The organism is Acholeplasma laidlawii PG-8A (assembly GCF_000018785.1).
Taxonomy (GTDB): domain Bacteria; phylum Bacillota_I; class Bacilli_A; order Acholeplasmatales; family Acholeplasmataceae; genus Acholeplasma; species Acholeplasma laidlawii.
The window spans coordinates 924989-942202 of record NC_010163.1; the positions used below are offsets into that span (position 1 = coordinate 924989).

The following is a 17214-nucleotide window of genomic DNA, read 5'->3' on the forward strand; positions in this document are numbered from 1 at the left end:
GTGTAAAAATGTCTGTTTGACTTTTATTTTATACACTTTCTAATATGATCTCTCTATTTTTATATAAATAATCAAATCCAGACCAAACCGTGAAGAATATTGCTATATAATAAACAATATTGGTCACCCACACTAAATTAGGATGGATAAGTGTTAAACCAAAATCATTAAATAAAAACATAATGATTGCTAACATTGTGGTTAAAGTCTTATATTTGCCTAAGTGACTTGCTGCAATCACTTTGCCATGTTCTACCGCAATGAGTCGAACACCTGTAACTAAAAATTCTCTTACGATGATAACCATTACACCCCATATAGCTACTCTATCAGGCATTTGAACCATTAAATAAAGCAGTGCTGTAAAGACTAAAACTTTATCTGCAATCGGGTCTAAAAACTTGCCGAACGTCGTAATTTGGTTATACTTTCGCGCTATATAGCCATCAAGGAAGTCTGTTAGACTCGCTAGAATGAATAGCCCAGCAAAAATAATTTGCTGTACTGTCATGTTTAAAAATGCAGTATCGATCACAAGTGCATCAATGTATAATACTGTAATCATGACTGGTATTAATAATATTCTTAAGATTGTTAATTTATTTGCTGTTGTCATATTTTCCCTCATCTCATTTATTTTATCATAAATATGATTTCTTATTGCATTTATTAGATTGTTTTGGTAAAATGATATGTGCTTATTTAGGAGGTGAATTTGTGGCTAATATTAAATCCCAAATCAAACGTAACTTAACGAACGAAAAACGTCATCAAGCAAACGTTTCATTTAAATCATCATACAAAACTGCTGTTAAAGCTGTTGAAAAAGCTGTAGAAGCTAAAGATAAAGATCTTGCACTAGCTAAATTGTCATTTGCACATAAAAAGTTAGATAAAGGGCAAGCTAAAGGAATTTTCCACAAGAACTTTGTTGCGCGTAATAAATCTGCGTTAGCAAGACTCGTAAACTCCTTATAATAGACACCTAAATGGTGTTTTTTATTACCCTTTTTTCGATTTCGCGGTAACCATTAAAGCCTTGTGCTACTAATTCAATATGTTTTTTAAAATACGTTCTATCTGGTAGACCGTATTTTTTATTATAGCCTAACACATTCACATATAGTTTTAAATTGTTTTCTTCACTTGCTAAGCAATCTAAAACTTTAAATGTAGCTTTAGCATCCTCACTCGCTCTATGCGCTTGGTTATTTGATAATTCAAATCTTGCTACTGCATTTTCAAGTTTATGTGGGTATGGATATCTATCTTTATACACTGCCATACAGTCTAAGATATCATTTTGTATTTTATAGTTATGTGCCACATACGTTTGATAGAGTGCACTTAAAAAACCAATGTCAAATGCTAGGTTATATGCTACTAATAGTGTATCTTCATCGATTAGATTATCCAGTTGTCTGAATGCATACTCTTCTTCAACACCATCACGCGCTAACATCTCATTAGTTATGCCTGTAAGATTAGAAATAAAATCTGTAATTGGTGTTTGTTGTTTAATGAGATAATCAATTTCTTGAACAATCTCATAGGTATCACCTATTTTTTCGAGTAATACCGCACCAACTTCTATGACTTTATCTCTTTTTGGTGTAAGTCCTGTTGTTTCAAAGTCAAACACGAGTATTTTTTTATATTCTAGTTTCATGCCAACCTCCTTAGTAATAGTAATTCAAAACCTAATTTTTCATCTTTTATACCACTTTTAATTTCTACATCTAGTTTAGCTAATCCATGAATAAGAGTCTCTAAATCTTTTTTACTTTGTAACTTTGCTTCTTTCATGAGGTGATATGCTCTACCACTAGATACACCTAATTGTTCAGCTAGTGTTTTTTGATTTAAGCCTTGTTCCATTAAATCTTTAGTTTGCATTATTAAGTGCATCGTATTAAATAAATGATTAAAGATTGTGATTGTAGGCATTTTATTTGTGACTAAATCATCATAAATTTGCATATAAGACTTAATATTACCTTTTAAGTATGCAGTAGAAAAAGAAAAAATATTGTCTTCTAGGTTTCTAGTCACTAAAAGATCTACATCTTCTACAAAAACAATTTTTTCATCATATGCATACATTTTAATTTTACTAATTTCTTGGTGAATACTAAAAAGATCATTTTGTGTACGTTCAATAATAAGTTGTATACTCTTATCTTCTATTTGATATCCTTCCTTATGAAATGACTCTCTAATATAAGAAATTAGGGTTTCACCTTCTAAGGATTGTATTGTTTCAATAAATGTATACTTTTCAAGATAACTACCTAAATTATGATCCTTTGGTAGTTCTGTAATTGTTAAGATTAAAACAATATCACTACTTGGTGATTCTAAATATTTGTAGAAAGTAGATAGCACCTTGTCATCATATCTTGTTAAACCATCTAAGTGTTCAATGACAACCATTTTTAAATCACTAAAAAAAGAAACGGTTTGAAGTTCTTGATTAATGACTTCAATTTCAGTTTCTAATGCATCTAATTTAACAATGTTAAACTGGTCAAGTTTAAATTTATCTTGATATGTTTTTATCTGTTCATTTATTAAAAAAGCTGATTGACCAACTAATAAATATGTGGATTCCATAGATTACCTCACTTACATCATATTATACAATTTTTTGGTAGTTTTTGAAACTCTAAACGGAAAATTAAGGTGGAAAGTTTATTAAATTTTTCTTTTTAATTATTAAACTTCCAGAATCTTTAGTTTGATGTAAGTAAAGCCCATAATCTCTATAGATTTGAATAATTTCATTGTTCGGTAAATTATATACGTTTCGCTTACTTACACTTACTACTGCAATCGAAGGATCGACATGATACAAGAAATCCATTGAACTTGAGGTATTAGAACCGTGATGAGGTACTTTTAAAACATCACTTTTTAAGAATCTACCATACATATGTACTAAATCTTTTTCTGTTTGAATACCAATATCACCTGCAAACAAATAATTTAAGCCATCAACATGTATCTTAAAGACCACCGAATTATCATTTATATTTAGATAGTCTTTTGTAGGACCTAATAACTTGATACCTAATGAATTAGGAAGTTTAAGCTTACCTTCACGAACACGGTATATATTGGGGTGTTTCACCGGATAATCCATATAACCACTTACTACGATAGTTTTTATATTAAAGTTTAATAGTAAGTCATCGACTTCCTTCATATGATCAAAATCAGCATGCGTAATAATTAAGTAATCTATCGTATATACATAATGATATTTCAAATAGCTTGTAACATTAGCAAATGCATCGACGACTATCACTTGATTATCTTTAAATATAACAGCACTATCACCTTGACCTACATCCAGAAAAATAACACTATCTTCAAGCGGTTTAAACGTGAGTAGAAAAGAGATAACCACTATACCCAAAAGAACTGAAAAACGTCTATAAAAGGCTCTTTTGTGTGGTGCAGCACATAAAAATAAGATGAACCCAAAATAAATAATCCACATAATGCCAGAAAGTTGCATAAGATAGAAACGCACATCGTAGATAGCAATAAACGCCTCCAATTTTTGAATAAATAAGGCTATGCTATCTATGAGTGAAATAAAGGGTAATATTGACCCAATAATTAAACTAGGTACCCATACATATTTAATGAGTAAACTCATAATCGGAATAAAAAATAAACTGATGATACTAATTTCTTTTTGCCATAAAAGTAGAAAAGGTGCTATCAAAAAAGGTATGATGTAGCCCATACGTTTTTTTGCAACACTTGAACTAAGTGCGATATAAAAAACGAATACATACACTACAATAAAGGTATGATTATAGATGATATAAGGGTTAAATATGAGTATCATCAAACAGGTTATTACTTCTATATTAAAATTATCCATATCTAAATTATGTTGATTATTTAAGTACTTAATGGTGTACTTAATACACATCCTTAAGATAATCACACTAAAACCGATGAGATAAGATATACCCATAAGTAATGCTGTTATAAGGTATTTTGACGTATCCTTGATATCCAGATAATAAAATAGTTTAAAGATCAAGGTGATTAGAAAAGCAAGATGGATGGATGATAGTTTAAACAGGTGTGACATATACTGTGTTTCAATGAGTGCATCATCATAAAATAAATCAAGAATGGGGATTGGTTTTAACATGAAACTTCTAAAAGGGGAAGGTGATTTTAGGCTTATCGTATCCATTCTTATGATACCCTTAATCCCCTTACCCAGTTGATACCTAAAACTGTTAAAACCGCCAGGTACTGTTTGTTTTCTATAGTTTTCAGTCTTTCCTTTAATGAATATGATATCACCAAATTCATACTTCACCTGGCTACTAAAGTGATATGAGTTTAATCCAGATGTAACTGTATACTGATAATAGTTTTCCTTATTTTCAACGTGACTTATAATAAAGTCTTGACTCACATCTTTTTCTTTTGGTTGAAGTGTAAAAAAACCTAGTAAATAGATTAAAGCTATAGATATCAAAATCACCCAAGATATATGTTTTCTAATCTGATATATATAAAATAAAAGTACAATAACTAAATAAGGATAATGTATCGTAAGTATTAAAATAACGAGTAAAATCAGATATACATATGCATACTTAAATAAAGAAGTAAACTTTAATTTTATCAAACGTCTGTACTCCAATACCCTTTACATTAAGTAGTTCTTCTACAGTTTTAAAATTACCATTTTCTTTTTTATAAAGTAGTATTTCAAGTGCCCTATTTTCGGTAATAGAAGGTATTAAAATGAGATCACTATAAGTAGCCGTATTTAAATTAATCCTTTTAATGATTTCTTCTTCAATGAGCTGATAGTGCGGAATATGATATGAAGCATTTGTTATAATACTACCTAATTGGATATTAGATATATCTGCATGTTCTTTAAGACCGCCAGATAGATCAATTAAATAAGCTAAGGTCATACCTCTAATAATCTGATATGTACCAGGCTTTTTAACAGCACCGGTAATGTCTACTTGAATCATATCTGGTTCATGTTTAAAATAAGGTAAATCTTTACTATCAGGCTTAAACACCATCCACATGAATATAAGTAAAAAGGCTATTGCCCATATGACATTTTTCTTCATAAAAAAACCTCCTTCAACTATATAGTATAGCTAATGGAGGTTTTTGACTTTTATTTATATAGATTATATTTTCTTTTTTAATTCCATGAAGCGTTTGTCAAATCCGTAAAATTCTCTATCTTTTTCACCAAACAAGTGAACTACGATATCTCCAAGGTCAATTAATAACCAACCTGTTTGTCCTTTACCTTCTACTTGTTTAATACTTGATTTTAAAGTTTCGTTAAAATAACCGACTGCACTTTGGGATGCACGTTCATTGACTGTAGCGACTACAAAATAGTCATAAAATGGACTCTTTTCTAAGAATTCATATACTGTAATGTCTTGTGCGTTAATTTTTTCTAATATTTCTATGGTTTGTTGTAATAGTTGCAAAATCTATTCTCCTATACTTTTTATTATTTCTAATATGTCTTTTTTATTTGTAACGTATCCTAATTCAGGATTTGTTACTAAATCATTTAAATATACTTTAATGGTTTCATCTAAACTTTCAAGTGATAACTTCCTTAAAACGTGAACCAGTGGATAATCTCTTGTTGGTTCAATTTTATCAGCAATCAGTATAATTTTATCCAATATTGTCATACCTACTCTACCATATACATGATATTTTATGGCATTTAAGATCATTTCATCTTGTACGTTGTAGGTATTTTTTAAAATTGCTGCTGCACTTAGTGCATGATACATCACAGGTACATCTTTATAAGTTTTAATTTCATTTATGTCTAATACAGATGTTTGAGTACTTATGTCATCATACTTCGTGTAATCATGAAAGATTGCTGCGATATAGGCTTGATTAGAATCAACCCCATACCTTAACGAAAGACTTACAGCAGTTTTTACAACACCTAGGATATGTTCATATCGTTTGGGATTGTCTTTATACTTTAGCCTGACATCTTCTGTTATTTTATCGATCATTTGAAGAAACTTTCTGCAAGTGTAATATGTAATTTTGGATGTGTTGATATTTGGATAGTAACAGGTCCTAGGATATGAACAATTCCAAAATCTGCAAGTGTGAATTGATATTTTTTGTCTTCAACTAGTTTGTAATCTTTTGTCACATAATTATCAAATTTAAGTTTAAAGATATTTTCAGTTTTTAAAATATTTTCTACATTATCTGAACTTGTTATATGGTGTTTCACATAATCAGATACATATAAGGTAGATTTTGTTTCACCTTTAAGAACACTAATATTTACTAAACCACCAATCATGAGTGATTGTCCGCTTTTAAGCGTACCATTTCTCGGATTAAACTGCTTTTGTGGAAGTAAATCTTTATAATCTTTATATTCAAAGAATTCATGTAGGTATCCACCTTGGTATAAACCAGGTGTATCATAGATATTTAAATTATCAAATTTAGCATGTAACATGGTTTGAGTTAAAGCAGCCTTTGGTAAACTTAGTGCTTCTTTATTACCCGTTAATGCCTTAAATATAGTTGTTTTACCACTGTTTTGTAGGCCAATTAAATAGATATTCGGTACGTTAAATGATTTAAGGTATCCTTTTAAATGATCGATATCATATGGGTTTAGCGCACTCATTAAAACGATATCTTCATAACTCACTCTATTTAATCTAAAACTTTTTTGAATTTTTCCTAATAAAAAATTCTTAGAAGTTGCATCGGGTAATAGGTCAATCTGGTTAATTAAGTAGACAACCTTGTAGTTATCTCCTAGACGTTTAACCTCAGAGTTTAACATACTGTCTAAATAAAGTAGAGATGTGACTACAACAATTAAAGATTTCTTTTCAAAATTAGGCAAATTATCTGGATGACTATGACCTTCTGCTTTTCCATAATGCATCAGTTGGTAACAACTTTTACAAAAGATGTGGTCATGATTTGGAATATAACCTAATTTTGTTGGATCTTCAGTTTGTAGTACAACTCCACAACCTATACATTTAGTAGTGTTTGATGGCATAAACGTTCAATCCTTTCCCAAATTCATCTGGATATTTTCTCTCAATTTTCTTTAGAAAATACTTTTCTAGTTGTCTATTAATTCTTGTGGGTAATCTATCTGTTTTTTTAGCAATCGGATCCACTAGGATATTATACATACCTAGACGATTAGCACCGTGAATATCCGTTAGGAGTTGATCACCTATCATGGCTGTTTCACTCACTTTTGAACCTAACATTTTTAAGGCTTTTTTGAAACCCATTTTAAGTGGTTTTTTAGCAAAAGAAACATATTTAAATTGATGTCCTACTGCAAAACTTACGCGTTTATTATGAGAGTTAGAGATAATTAGTACTTTAAATTCTTTTTCTAAACGTGCTAGGAATTCTATCGATTCGCTTGTTAGTTTGGTTTGATTGTAATCAATAATTGTATTATCTAAGTCAAAAAACAGAGTCGTTATCCCCTGCTTTTTAAGCATGTCATAATCAATTGTTGCTATAGATTCCTGATATAGGCTAGGAATTAAATTTCTTGCTTTAATCATTAACTAATTGCTTTAATCTCTACGTTTGATTGTTTATTTGTTGCAGATTTGATTTGTACTAAATCTCCAACTTCTTTACCCTTGATAGCACGTCCTAATGGAGATTCGATAGAAATCTTGAAATTCTTAGGGTCTGCTTCAATGGTTCCAACAACATGGTACTCAACATCTTTGTTCTTTTCTACAAAGTGAAGTAATACTTTTTTACCAATATTTACAGTTGTTGAATCATCATTAGTTCTAATTATTTTTACATTTTTTAAGATGCTTTCAATTTCAAGAATTCGTGCTTCAATTCTAGCTTGTTCATTACGAGCTGCATCATAGTCAGCATTTTCTGATAAGTCACCTTGTTCACGAGCTTCTTTTAAAGCCTCTAAGTTTTCAACACGTTTAACATCTTTTAAATGTGTTAATTCATCTTTTAGTTGATCTAAACCCGATTGGGTAAGTTCATATACTTTTTTACTTGCCATTTAATGTATATCTCCTTAATTTCTTGTTATATTATATCATAAATTGACTATCTAAAATGTAATAACATATTTTCTTAAATCCTTTTGAACAACTTTATGGGTTTCCATTAGTACATCAAGCAATTTATAAAACGCACTTGAGTGATTAGCTTCTATTAAATGACAGTACTCATGTAAGAGTACATAATATAAATAGATAGGATCTAGTTTCGCTAAAAATGCATTAATTGTTATTTCTTTTCTTACAATTTGGCATGAACCAAATTTTGATTTTAATAACTTAACCTTGGTAGATTTAAGTGTTAAATTCAGTTTAGATAGGTCGTTTATTAGTTGTGATTCAAATATTTCTATTTGACTAACTGTTTTGTCAATCAGTATTTTTTCATAGTTTTTTTGGGTGTTTTCTAACCCATCAAAGAATTCAGCTTCACTGAGTTTAGTACCCCATAACTGAAACTTTTCAGTTGTCTGGCGTCTTTTCTTCGTTTGAAAACTCACTAATTTATGAAAATGACTGTCTAATATACTTAGTACTTGTTTTTTATTCATCCTGCGATTGGCTGATATCAAAAAATAATCATCTTTTTTTCTAAAATATACATGCTTAATCGTTTTAAAAACAATCTTATATTGAATTGTTTGATTATTTTTAGTATATTGTTCAATCATTATTTCAATTTGGACACTGTAAGCCCATCTCCGATATCTAAAAATGTTGTTTCAAAAGTATCATTTTCTCTTAAAAATGTTTTAAATTTTTCTAACTTTTTAAGTAACCCTTTTGTACTTCGATTTTTAACTGTTTCAATTTTTAAATTATGAAAGTTAATATTATCACAGATAATACTACCGCCTGGATTTAATAATGCACTATACTTTTTAAATAGTGTTTCATATTGAGATTTAGCTGCATCTATAAAGATGAGATCATATGTTGAATCTAATCCATCAAATGTTAATGCATCTTCTGCATAGAGTGTGACATTGGCATCCAGTAGACTAATCCATTCAAGTGCTTCTTCATAACGAACTGCATCTCTTTCGATGGTATCTACATGTGTAGTCTCACTTGAGAAAGAAACTGCACTATATCCATAGGCAGTTCCAATTTCTAATATAGATGTGATGTTGTTATTTTGAATATAGTTTTTGATAAAGTTTAATGCATCATCTTGAATAATTGGAATATTTTTTGACAGTGCATAGGACTTTAAATCACTAATCTTCCAGTTCTTCATCTTCTAAATCTTTTTCATATTGGTTAAACACGTTTTCAACTAAATCCCATTCAGCTTCGGTTTCAATATCCATTAATTGACCAATGCCTTCACCTTGTGTTGGTTCAAAACGAGCAGCTGAAACTTCTTCAGTTTCATCAAACTCAAATACTACGTAGTTTTTACCTTCTTCTTCGAAAGTAAATAAAATCGTTGCTTTTTCTTCTTTGTCACCAGTAATGATGATTAATTCGTTATCTTTTTTCATAATGTATTCCCCCTGGAATTTAAGTAGTTTTGTAAGATCACTTGTGCTGCGACCTCGTCTTTTAAGTTACGTTGCTTATCATACTTCTTATTACTATCTGATAAGATTCTTAATGCTGTTTTTGTGGATAGACGTTCATCCCATAAGATGACTTGAACGTTACTTTTTGATGCTAATAATGTTTTAAAATCAATCGCCATTTGACCTTTTAAACCAATATCATTGTTCATGTGTTTAGGTAAACCTAATACAACACAGTCAATTTTATATTGATTAAGAAGTTTAAGAAGTTGTTCGACAGCATCTTCATAATCTTCGCTTTTAAATCGAATAGTGGTTAAATTACTTGCGATAATACCTGATTCAGATATCGCTACGCCAAGTGATTTTTCACCTAAGTCGAGTCCGAAATATTTCAAATTAATTTTTACCTTTCAAAAACATTTGTACCTTGTCTAGTGCCTGTGTACCACCTTGAGCAAAATCAGGTTTACCACCACCACGACCATCAAGTACTTTGTTTAACTCATTAATGACGTTTCTTGCTTCATTTACTGATGATTTTACTAAGTAACTTGCCTTGTCTTCAGAGATGTTTAATAAGACAACAGTATCTGCCTTTATTTTATCATATAAGACATCAATGAGTGGTTTTAATGATGACTGTGGTAAGTTATCACTATAAATATAGGTAGTTGGTTCAATTGTTTTAGGTATAAATGTATCTGCTTGTAAAATAATTTGATCAATTAATTTAGCTTCAAGTTGTTTTTCAACAACTTTAGATTCATTTGAAATATATTGATTATAAAGTCTTAGATTGATGATATCTTGATAAGATCCAGTTAATTCTGGTAATGGTTTTAAATTATGATTTTCATCAAGCGATTTAATTTTTTCAATATGTTGATGAATCATATCAAGTAAATTTTGAACTATTTTTTTAACTTGTGATAATACTTGACCAGTAATAGCTTCAAATCTATAAGTACCTGAACCAATAGATTCTACAGAAGTAATCATAAAGTTTTTGATGTCTGATGTGTTTTTAACATGTGTACCACCACAAAACTCCATACTCCAAGATCCTACATCAACTACTCTAACAATATCACCATATTTTTCACCAAATTGCATCGCTGCACCTAATTTTTTAGCTTCATCAATTGGTAAGACGTGTGTTACTACATCAATTTGTTCTTTTATTTTTTGTTGAACGATTTTCTCTACTGTTAAAATTTCTTCATCTTTGATAGTTTCATAATGGTTAATATCAAACGTTAGTTTTAAATCACCATTATAAGAACCTTGTTGTTTCACGTGACTTCCTAACGTATCTTTTAAGGCTTGATTAAGTAAGTGTGTCGCTGTATGATTTTTCATTGTGTGATGGCGTTTGTCCTGATTGACAATACATAATACTTCATCACCTTCAGTAAATGCATCTGTTTCAATTAAGTGTAGATGTTGACCATGTGGTAATTTAATGACATCTCTAACAACTAGACCATTAATTGATCCTGTGTCTGATATTTGACCACCACTATTTGCATAAAATGGTGTTTTATCTAATACGATACCTTGATCAAATACTTTGATGACTTTACTTTCTGTTTGAAGGTAGTCATAACCTACAAATTCACTAGGTACATCAAAGTTTAATAAAGCCTCATCTTGACCCTTCATAGAGTGTGTTACTTTTCTAGCATCTCTACTTCTTGATTTTTGAACTTCAAGTGCTTCATTAAATCCTTTAATATCTACAGTGATACCATGTTCTTCTGCATATTCAATTGTTAATTCTATTGGGAAGCCATAAGTATCATAAAGTTTAAATGCATCCTCACCACTTAACTTACCATCTTTAATGGATTGAAGTAAGTGTTTTTCACCATCTAGGATGGTTGAAAAGAATTTTTCTTCTTCTTTTAAAATAATTTTCTTAACAATGACTGCAGTTTCTATTAAGTTTGTGTAGAAGTTTGACATCATATCAACGACTGTATCTACAAGTAAATGTAAGAATGGTGCATCAAAACCAATAGATTTACCATACTTCACCGCACGGCGTAGGATACGACGTAATACATAACCTCTACCTTCGTTTGAAAGGTTCGCACCATCAGAGATTGCAAATACTAACGTTTTAATGTGGTCAGAGATCACTTTGAATGCCATTTGTCCATCGTATTTTACACCACTTAAAGACTCTACTTTAAGAATCACTGGATAGTGTAGGTCTGTTTCAAAGTTTGTCTTAGTACCTTGTAGTACACAAGCAAATCTTTCTAAACCAGCACCGGTATCAATATTCTTATTTGGTAGTTCTTTATATTCAGATCTCTTGAGTTTAGGATCTGCATTATATTGTGAGAAAACAATATTCCAAATTTCAATAAACCGCTCATTTTCAATATCATCACGAATAAGTTCAGGACCTCTTAAATCATAAGATGTGCCTCTATCAAAAAAGATTTCAGTATCCGGACCCGATGGACCAGCTCCAATTTCCCAGAAGTTACCTTCAACAGGGATTAAATGATCTTCTTTGACACCTAACTTTAACCAAGTATTTTTAGCTTCCACATCGGTTGGATAATATGTCATATAAAGTTTATCTAATGGTATATCAAAGTATTTTGGACTTGTTAAAAGTTCGAATCCAAATTCAATTGCTTCTTTTTTAAAGTAATCACCAATACTAAAATTCCCCATCATCTCAAAAAATGTATGGTGTCTTGCAGTTTTTCCAACATTATCAATATCATTTGTTCTAATACTTTTTTGGATGTTTGTAATACGTTTTGATTTCGGTGTTTCTGTACCATCAAAATATTTCTTTAATGGAGCTACACCCGCATTAATCCATAAAAGTGTAGGGTCATCTACAGGAATTAATGATGCAGAGGGTTCAATAATATGCCCCTTATCTTTAAAAAAGTTTAACCAAGTTTGTCTGATTTGTTCACTTGTCATATATTTCATAGTTCTATTTTTCCTTTCAAAAAATAATAAAGTCCTTAAAAGATATAAAATCTTCTAAGGACGAAAAATTCGCGGTACCACCTTAGTTCACATTATCATGTGCACTCATGTTTAAATCCGTTATAGCCGGAAATACTTTTGCTCCTAAGACAGCTTTCATCAAACCTAATTATCACCTTTCACCATCCAGTGATTCTCTTCTACAATTAGTACTTAATTACTCATCTTAATCATTGCATATTCATTGTATCAAATAATGATTCATTTGACTATACTATAATTCATTATTTTCTGAATCATGTGAAATTTGTTCTTCTTTTTCAATCGTAATTTGAACTAAATCGATACGTTTACCGTCCATTTTAACAATTTCAAAGGTATATGGCTTAACTTCATAGGTTTTACCCTCAACAGGTAGTGTGCCTAATTTTTCTACAACCCAACCATTGACTGTAAGCACATTTGGTTCTTCTTTAGAACCTATAATTTCTAAGAAATCTTCAATACTACTATTACCTAAAACGAGGTATTGATTATCATTCATCTTCTTAACTGCTTCAATGATATCATCATGTTCATCCCAAATATCACCAACAAGTTCTTCTAGTATATCTTCTAGTGTTAGAATTCCTGCTGTTCCGCCGTAGTCATCAATGACTACAGCCATATGAGATTTAGACTGTTGAAGTTCTAATAATAGATCTTTTACTTTTTTAGTTTTGGGTATAAATAAAACATCTTTAATAATTTCTTTAATATCAAAACCTTCTGTTAAAACCATAAAGAAATCTTTATAGTTCATAACACCTATGATATGGTCAATATTTTCTTCATATACAGGTATTCTTGAATATCCTGATTCTTTAAAGACTTTAAAAATATCTTCATGCCTTGCAGCTGTTGAAACAGCTACAACATCAATTCTCGGTGTATAAATATCCACTGCTTCTAAGTCAGCAAACTCAATTGCACTACGTATTAATGTACCACTTGATTCATCAATAGCGCCTGATTCTTGTACCTCATCAACAATCATGATGAGTTCATCTTCACTTAAGTGAGCTTTACTGTTTGGTTTAACAATATAAGATAGTACTTTCTTCCATACCTTGAAGAAAAAATTAACTGGAAGTAATACAAACTCAAGTGCATTTACAATTGGTGCAGCAAACATTGCAAATTTATTTGGATATTCTTTAGCAATACTCTTTGGAGTAACTTCACCAAATATTAAGATGATTATTGTAAATACAAGTGTTGATAGTGTTGCACCTAAATCATTACCAAATGACTTAACAAATAATAGGGTTGCAAGTGATGCCCCTAAAATATTGGCAATATTATTACCAATCAAAATCGTTGATAAAAATACATCATAATTACTGTTTAGTTTGATTACTAGTTTTGCTCTTTTATTTCCATTTTCCGCTAAATTCTTCATACGAAGGTGATGATAGGTAGCAAAAGCTACTTCAGTTGCTGAGAAAAATGCAGATATAATGATTGTTACTATGATTAATATGTACATCGTGCCATCATTCATTTTTTATAAATACGCTCCTATTAAGTACTAATTTTATATGTTTAAACATGGATTTGTAATATCCATGTTATTTTCCTATTGTATTAAATATATGTAATGCTTTTTTATATAATTCATCTTCATCATCAATTATGGCTCTTAGTTTAGACAACTGCGTTTCATTTTGCTCTGTCTTAAGCCAAAGTTTTAGGTAACCACCATGACCATACTTATCTATAAGATGTGCTTTTACACCCTCATAAATTGTATCAAAATCTTCATTTCTTGAACCATTTAGTCTAAATTGAATGGTTCTTAATATGATTTGGTCTGGATCAATTAATCTATCTGCTTCACTAATTATTTTACCATAAATGGTTCTTGGTGCGTGATCATTAGATGCTCTATGATCTTCTATGGCTTGTTTCATAACTAAAATTTCATCCTTGGTAAAGTAGTTTTGGATGAACGCATCGTCTTCTAATGTTTTGCCACCATCTATATGATGAGTTTTTCTATTCACAAGTAATCCGATATCATGATATACTGCAACAACATAAACCATCTCAATATTCACATCGTAATCTTTTGCTATCATAAGTGATTTTTCTATAACATCAAAGACATGATTTGGATGATGTGCCAAATCAAGCTGCTGATATTTAGGTATAATATTCGTCTCACAATATTTAATTAGTAACGGGTCTATATTTTGAAGCATCATTTTAATATCTTGTCCCTTGATTAGATTAAAGATATTGTATCATTTTTATTGCTAAATAGAAATAAAAAAGGCTATATTATGTATATAACCTCTAAATTTCACACATAAAGTGTGACATTACCTTTACCTTTTTGTTTGGATTCGTACATGCACTTATCCCCAAGGTTTAGTAACCTATGATAATCTCTATTTTCATCTGTAATTTTTACAATACCTACGGATAAACTTACACCAAGTTCCTTGGTCATATTATTTAGGTTTTCGATGTCTTCTACTAAATTATTTGCGCGTTTAACGATAGAGTCATCATCATGTTCGTAACAGTACATAGCAAACTCATCGCCACCCAATCTATAGTATAAAACATTATGTTCCCACTTACTTATAAAGAAGTTTGCTATATCAATCAAGAATTGATCACCTGCTTGGTGGCCATATTTATCATTAATGGATTTAAAATCATCAATATCTAGATAAAGTAAGTATGATCCTCTTGTATTCTGTAAGTAATCAATATGCATCTTTAAAGTCTCACGGCTAAACAGTCTAGTTAAACTATCTTGGTATGTTTTTTGATAATGAATAATGTTTACTGGTGTTTCATGATATATTCTAACAACCTGACCAAGTACGAGCGCTTGACCTTCAATACGTTTTAAGCTCACATATAACCAGATAGGTTTAAGGTCATTTTTAATGGGAATATATAAGAATATCTCATCTTTCAAATTCGTAAATTTTTCTCTTATCTTTTGAAGAAAAGTGTGTTTGCCCTCAACTTCTGCTAATAGATTGTCGGGTTCAACGAAATCTAGAAGTTTACTTGCCTCAATTTCATCAAAATTAGGTAATCCAATTTTACTTAAGTCCCCACTAATCAAATGACACATATTTGGTTTAACATGAGTTTCTACAACAAAATATATTTGTCTATCATCGACAAATATTAGATCATTTAACACATTCAAATTAAACTTTGATTCGACTCTCTCCAAAAGACGTTTCTTCATTTAATAACCTTTATTACTTTCATTTAATTAATTAGCATCGCACGATATAAAGATAACATTAATCTAATAAAACAACAAGTAAATCTATAATGAAAGCGCTTTTATACTTTCAAAATGTAAAATAGGAAGACTTTTGAATGTAGTCTTCCTAATATATTAGGTTATAAAAATGGTTCATGCATTATAAAACCGATTTGGTTAATAACTTTTTATGCGTATTATCCATAAGTATTGCACCTAATGGTGCAGTAATCAATATCGCAAGAACAGCCATAGTAAGTACTAAATTACCAACAGCCAAGCCTTCAGTTAATGCGATTGCACCGATCGATGCTTGAACTGTAGCTTTTGGTATGTAACTTATCATTGAAAATACTTTTTCTTTAGTGTTTAGATTTGTAAATAATAAGGATACATACACGCCAATCATTCTAAATACTAGAGCTATCATTAAAACAATCATCGGCATAAATCCAGCACTAATTGCGTAATTTACGTCTACAGAAATACCCACTAAAACAAATAGTAAAATCTCAAAGAATAACCATAACTTATGATATCCTTCTTCTAATTCATGTGCAATCGTTCTATTTTTAAATAATATGACCATACCGGTAGTTACAATACTAATTAAAGCAGAGAATGAAATCACATCTTGAATAAGGATTTCTAACCCTATAAGCATAAAAGATACAGAGAGTAAAATCAGTATATTTGAAAGCATTGTTTTAGTGTGCTTTTTAAAAATCTTAACCATGAAGAGTCCAACACCAATACCGATAATTGCACCTAATATAATAGATATCGGTATTTGAAGTATAGACCAAGTATTTAGTGTATTTCCTTTAAGTACGCCTAAAAATGCATAAAACAATACAATAACAAAGATATCATCTGCTGATGATCCTGCCATAATAAGTTCTGGTATATTTTTATTTGTACCATAGTTTGTTTTACTATATTTAATCATTCTTGGAATGATGACAGCAGGAGATACTGCTGCAATCACTGAGCCAATGAGTAACGCTTCAGGATAAGTCACACCCAAAAGCATTGGTGCAAAGATAGTAATCGCCACAATTTCAAATACAGCCGGTACAAAACACATGAGGATTGCAGGTCGCCCTATTTTCTTCAAATTATCTATATTAAGTGATAAGCCTGAACGGGTAAGGATAATCACTAAAGCTATCTGACGTAAATATCCTGAAATTTGTAAAACCGTTCCATCAATAATATTTAATATGGACGGACCCATGAGCATACCTACTATGATCATACCTACAATTTTAGGTAACCTTATTTTTTCAAATAATATACCCGCTAAGAATCCCGTGATTAAAATGATACCTAAACTTAATAATGCCATGTAAATCTCCTAATAAAAACTTTA

Annotated in this window: 20 protein-coding genes and 1 other annotated feature; of the genes, 1 reads left to right on the forward strand and 19 read right to left on the reverse strand. The window is 30.4% G+C overall.

All coding sequences use genetic code 11. From position 1 onward, the window contains the following. Positions 1-28 precede the first annotated feature (28 nt). Positions 29-616, reverse strand: a complete 588-nt coding sequence (gene pgsA, locus ACL_RS04405; protein WP_012242835.1) for a CDP-diacylglycerol--glycerol-3-phosphate 3-phosphatidyltransferase — start codon at positions 614-616, stop codon at positions 29-31. Between the two features lie 101 nt (positions 617-717). Here pgsA and rpsT point away from each other — a divergent pair, with 101 nt between their 5' ends. Next, positions 718-978 (forward strand): 30S ribosomal protein S20, encoded by a 261-nt coding sequence (gene rpsT / locus ACL_RS04410; RefSeq protein ID WP_012242836.1) that lies wholly within the window; start codon positions 718-720, stop codon positions 976-978. A gap of 7 nt (positions 979-985) precedes the next feature. On the opposite strand, the gene ACL_RS04415 is transcribed toward rpsT, so the two are convergent. The 18 genes from ACL_RS04415 to ACL_RS04500 form a co-directional block, all read right to left on the reverse strand. Further along, positions 986-1669, reverse strand: coding sequence for a 3'-5' exonuclease (locus ACL_RS04415; protein ID WP_012242837.1), 684 nt, complete (start codon positions 1667-1669; stop codon positions 986-988). Further along, positions 1666-2613 carry a DNA polymerase III subunit delta gene (holA, locus tag ACL_RS04420; protein WP_012242838.1) on the reverse strand — a complete coding sequence of 316 codons (948 nt, stop codon included), beginning with the start codon at positions 2611-2613 and terminating at the stop codon, positions 1666-1668. Before holA ends, ACL_RS04415 begins: the two co-directional genes overlap by 4 nt. A 64-nt stretch (positions 2614-2677) precedes the next feature. Continuing rightward, positions 2678-4663 (reverse strand): ComEC/Rec2 family competence protein, encoded by a 1986-nt coding sequence (locus ACL_RS04425; RefSeq protein WP_041634098.1) that lies wholly within the window; start codon positions 4661-4663, stop codon positions 2678-2680. Continuing rightward, entirely contained in the window at positions 4632-5129 is a 498-nt protein-coding gene (locus ACL_RS04430) for a ComEA family DNA-binding protein (RefSeq protein ID WP_012242840.1), read from the reverse strand. Before ACL_RS04430 ends, ACL_RS04425 begins: the two co-directional genes overlap by 32 nt. 63 nt (positions 5130-5192) lie before the next feature. After that, a complete protein-coding gene (gene rsfS, locus ACL_RS04435; protein ID WP_012242841.1) occupies positions 5193-5507 on the reverse strand; it encodes a ribosome silencing factor in 315 nt (104 codons plus the stop codon). A 3-nt stretch (positions 5508-5510) separates the two neighbouring features. Continuing rightward, the gene (gene yqeK, locus ACL_RS04440) at positions 5511-6062 is read right to left on the reverse strand and encodes a bis(5'-nucleosyl)-tetraphosphatase (symmetrical) YqeK (protein WP_012242842.1); all 552 of its coding nucleotides are present in this window, start codon (positions 6060-6062) and stop codon (positions 5511-5513) included. Next, the gene (locus ACL_RS04445) at positions 6059-7087 is read right to left on the reverse strand and encodes a GTPase (RefSeq protein ID WP_012242843.1); all 1029 of its coding nucleotides are present in this window, start codon (positions 7085-7087) and stop codon (positions 6059-6061) included. Before ACL_RS04445 ends, yqeK begins: the two co-directional genes overlap by 4 nt. Beyond that, complete coding sequence (locus tag ACL_RS04450; RefSeq protein ID WP_012242844.1) at positions 7068-7616, reverse strand: YqeG family HAD IIIA-type phosphatase; 549 nt, start codon at positions 7614-7616, stop codon at positions 7068-7070. Before ACL_RS04450 ends, ACL_RS04445 begins: the two co-directional genes overlap by 20 nt. Further along, the gene (greA, locus tag ACL_RS04455; protein ID WP_012242845.1) at positions 7616-8092 is read right to left on the reverse strand and encodes a transcription elongation factor GreA; all 477 of its coding nucleotides are present in this window, start codon (positions 8090-8092) and stop codon (positions 7616-7618) included. Before greA ends, ACL_RS04450 begins: the two co-directional genes overlap by 1 nt. Positions 8093-8143: 51 nt before the next feature. Continuing rightward, entirely contained in the window at positions 8144-8764 is a 621-nt protein-coding gene (locus ACL_RS07275; RefSeq protein ID WP_012242846.1) for a M48 family metallopeptidase, read from the reverse strand. Continuing rightward, positions 8764-9333, reverse strand: coding sequence for an O-methyltransferase (locus ACL_RS04465; protein WP_012242847.1), 570 nt, complete (start codon positions 9331-9333; stop codon positions 8764-8766). Before ACL_RS04465 ends, ACL_RS07275 begins: the two co-directional genes overlap by 1 nt. After that, on the reverse strand, positions 9314-9580 hold the full coding sequence (locus tag ACL_RS04470) for a DUF1292 domain-containing protein (protein ID WP_012242848.1): 267 nt from the start codon (positions 9578-9580) through the stop codon (positions 9314-9316). Before ACL_RS04470 ends, ACL_RS04465 begins: the two co-directional genes overlap by 20 nt. After that, entirely contained in the window at positions 9577-9999 is a 423-nt protein-coding gene (ruvX, locus tag ACL_RS04475) for a Holliday junction resolvase RuvX (protein ID WP_012242849.1), read from the reverse strand. The genes ACL_RS04470 and ruvX overlap by 4 nt, the downstream gene beginning before the upstream one ends. A 1-nt stretch (position 10000) precedes the next feature. Then, positions 10001-12565 carry an alanine--tRNA ligase gene (alaS, locus tag ACL_RS04480; RefSeq protein ID WP_041634100.1) on the reverse strand — a complete coding sequence of 855 codons (2565 nt, stop codon included), beginning with the start codon at positions 12563-12565 and terminating at the stop codon, positions 10001-10003. A 53-nt stretch (positions 12566-12618) separates the two neighbouring features. Beyond that, positions 12619-12808, reverse strand: a binding site (T-box leader). A gap of 31 nt (positions 12809-12839) precedes the next feature. Next, a complete protein-coding gene (locus ACL_RS04485; protein WP_012242852.1) occupies positions 12840-14108 on the reverse strand; it encodes a hemolysin family protein in 1269 nt (422 codons plus the stop codon). Positions 14109-14175: 67 nt separating this feature from the next. Continuing rightward, a complete protein-coding gene (locus ACL_RS04490; RefSeq protein WP_197711669.1) occupies positions 14176-14811 on the reverse strand; it encodes an HD domain-containing protein in 636 nt (211 codons plus the stop codon). A gap of 98 nt (positions 14812-14909) precedes the next feature. Then, positions 14910-15821 carry a GGDEF domain-containing protein gene (locus tag ACL_RS04495; RefSeq protein ID WP_012242854.1) on the reverse strand — a complete coding sequence of 304 codons (912 nt, stop codon included), beginning with the start codon at positions 15819-15821 and terminating at the stop codon, positions 14910-14912. A 181-nt stretch (positions 15822-16002) separates the two neighbouring features. Then, entirely contained in the window at positions 16003-17190 is a 1188-nt protein-coding gene (locus tag ACL_RS04500) for a cation:proton antiporter (protein ID WP_012242855.1), read from the reverse strand. Positions 17191-17214: the final 24 nt, after the last annotated feature.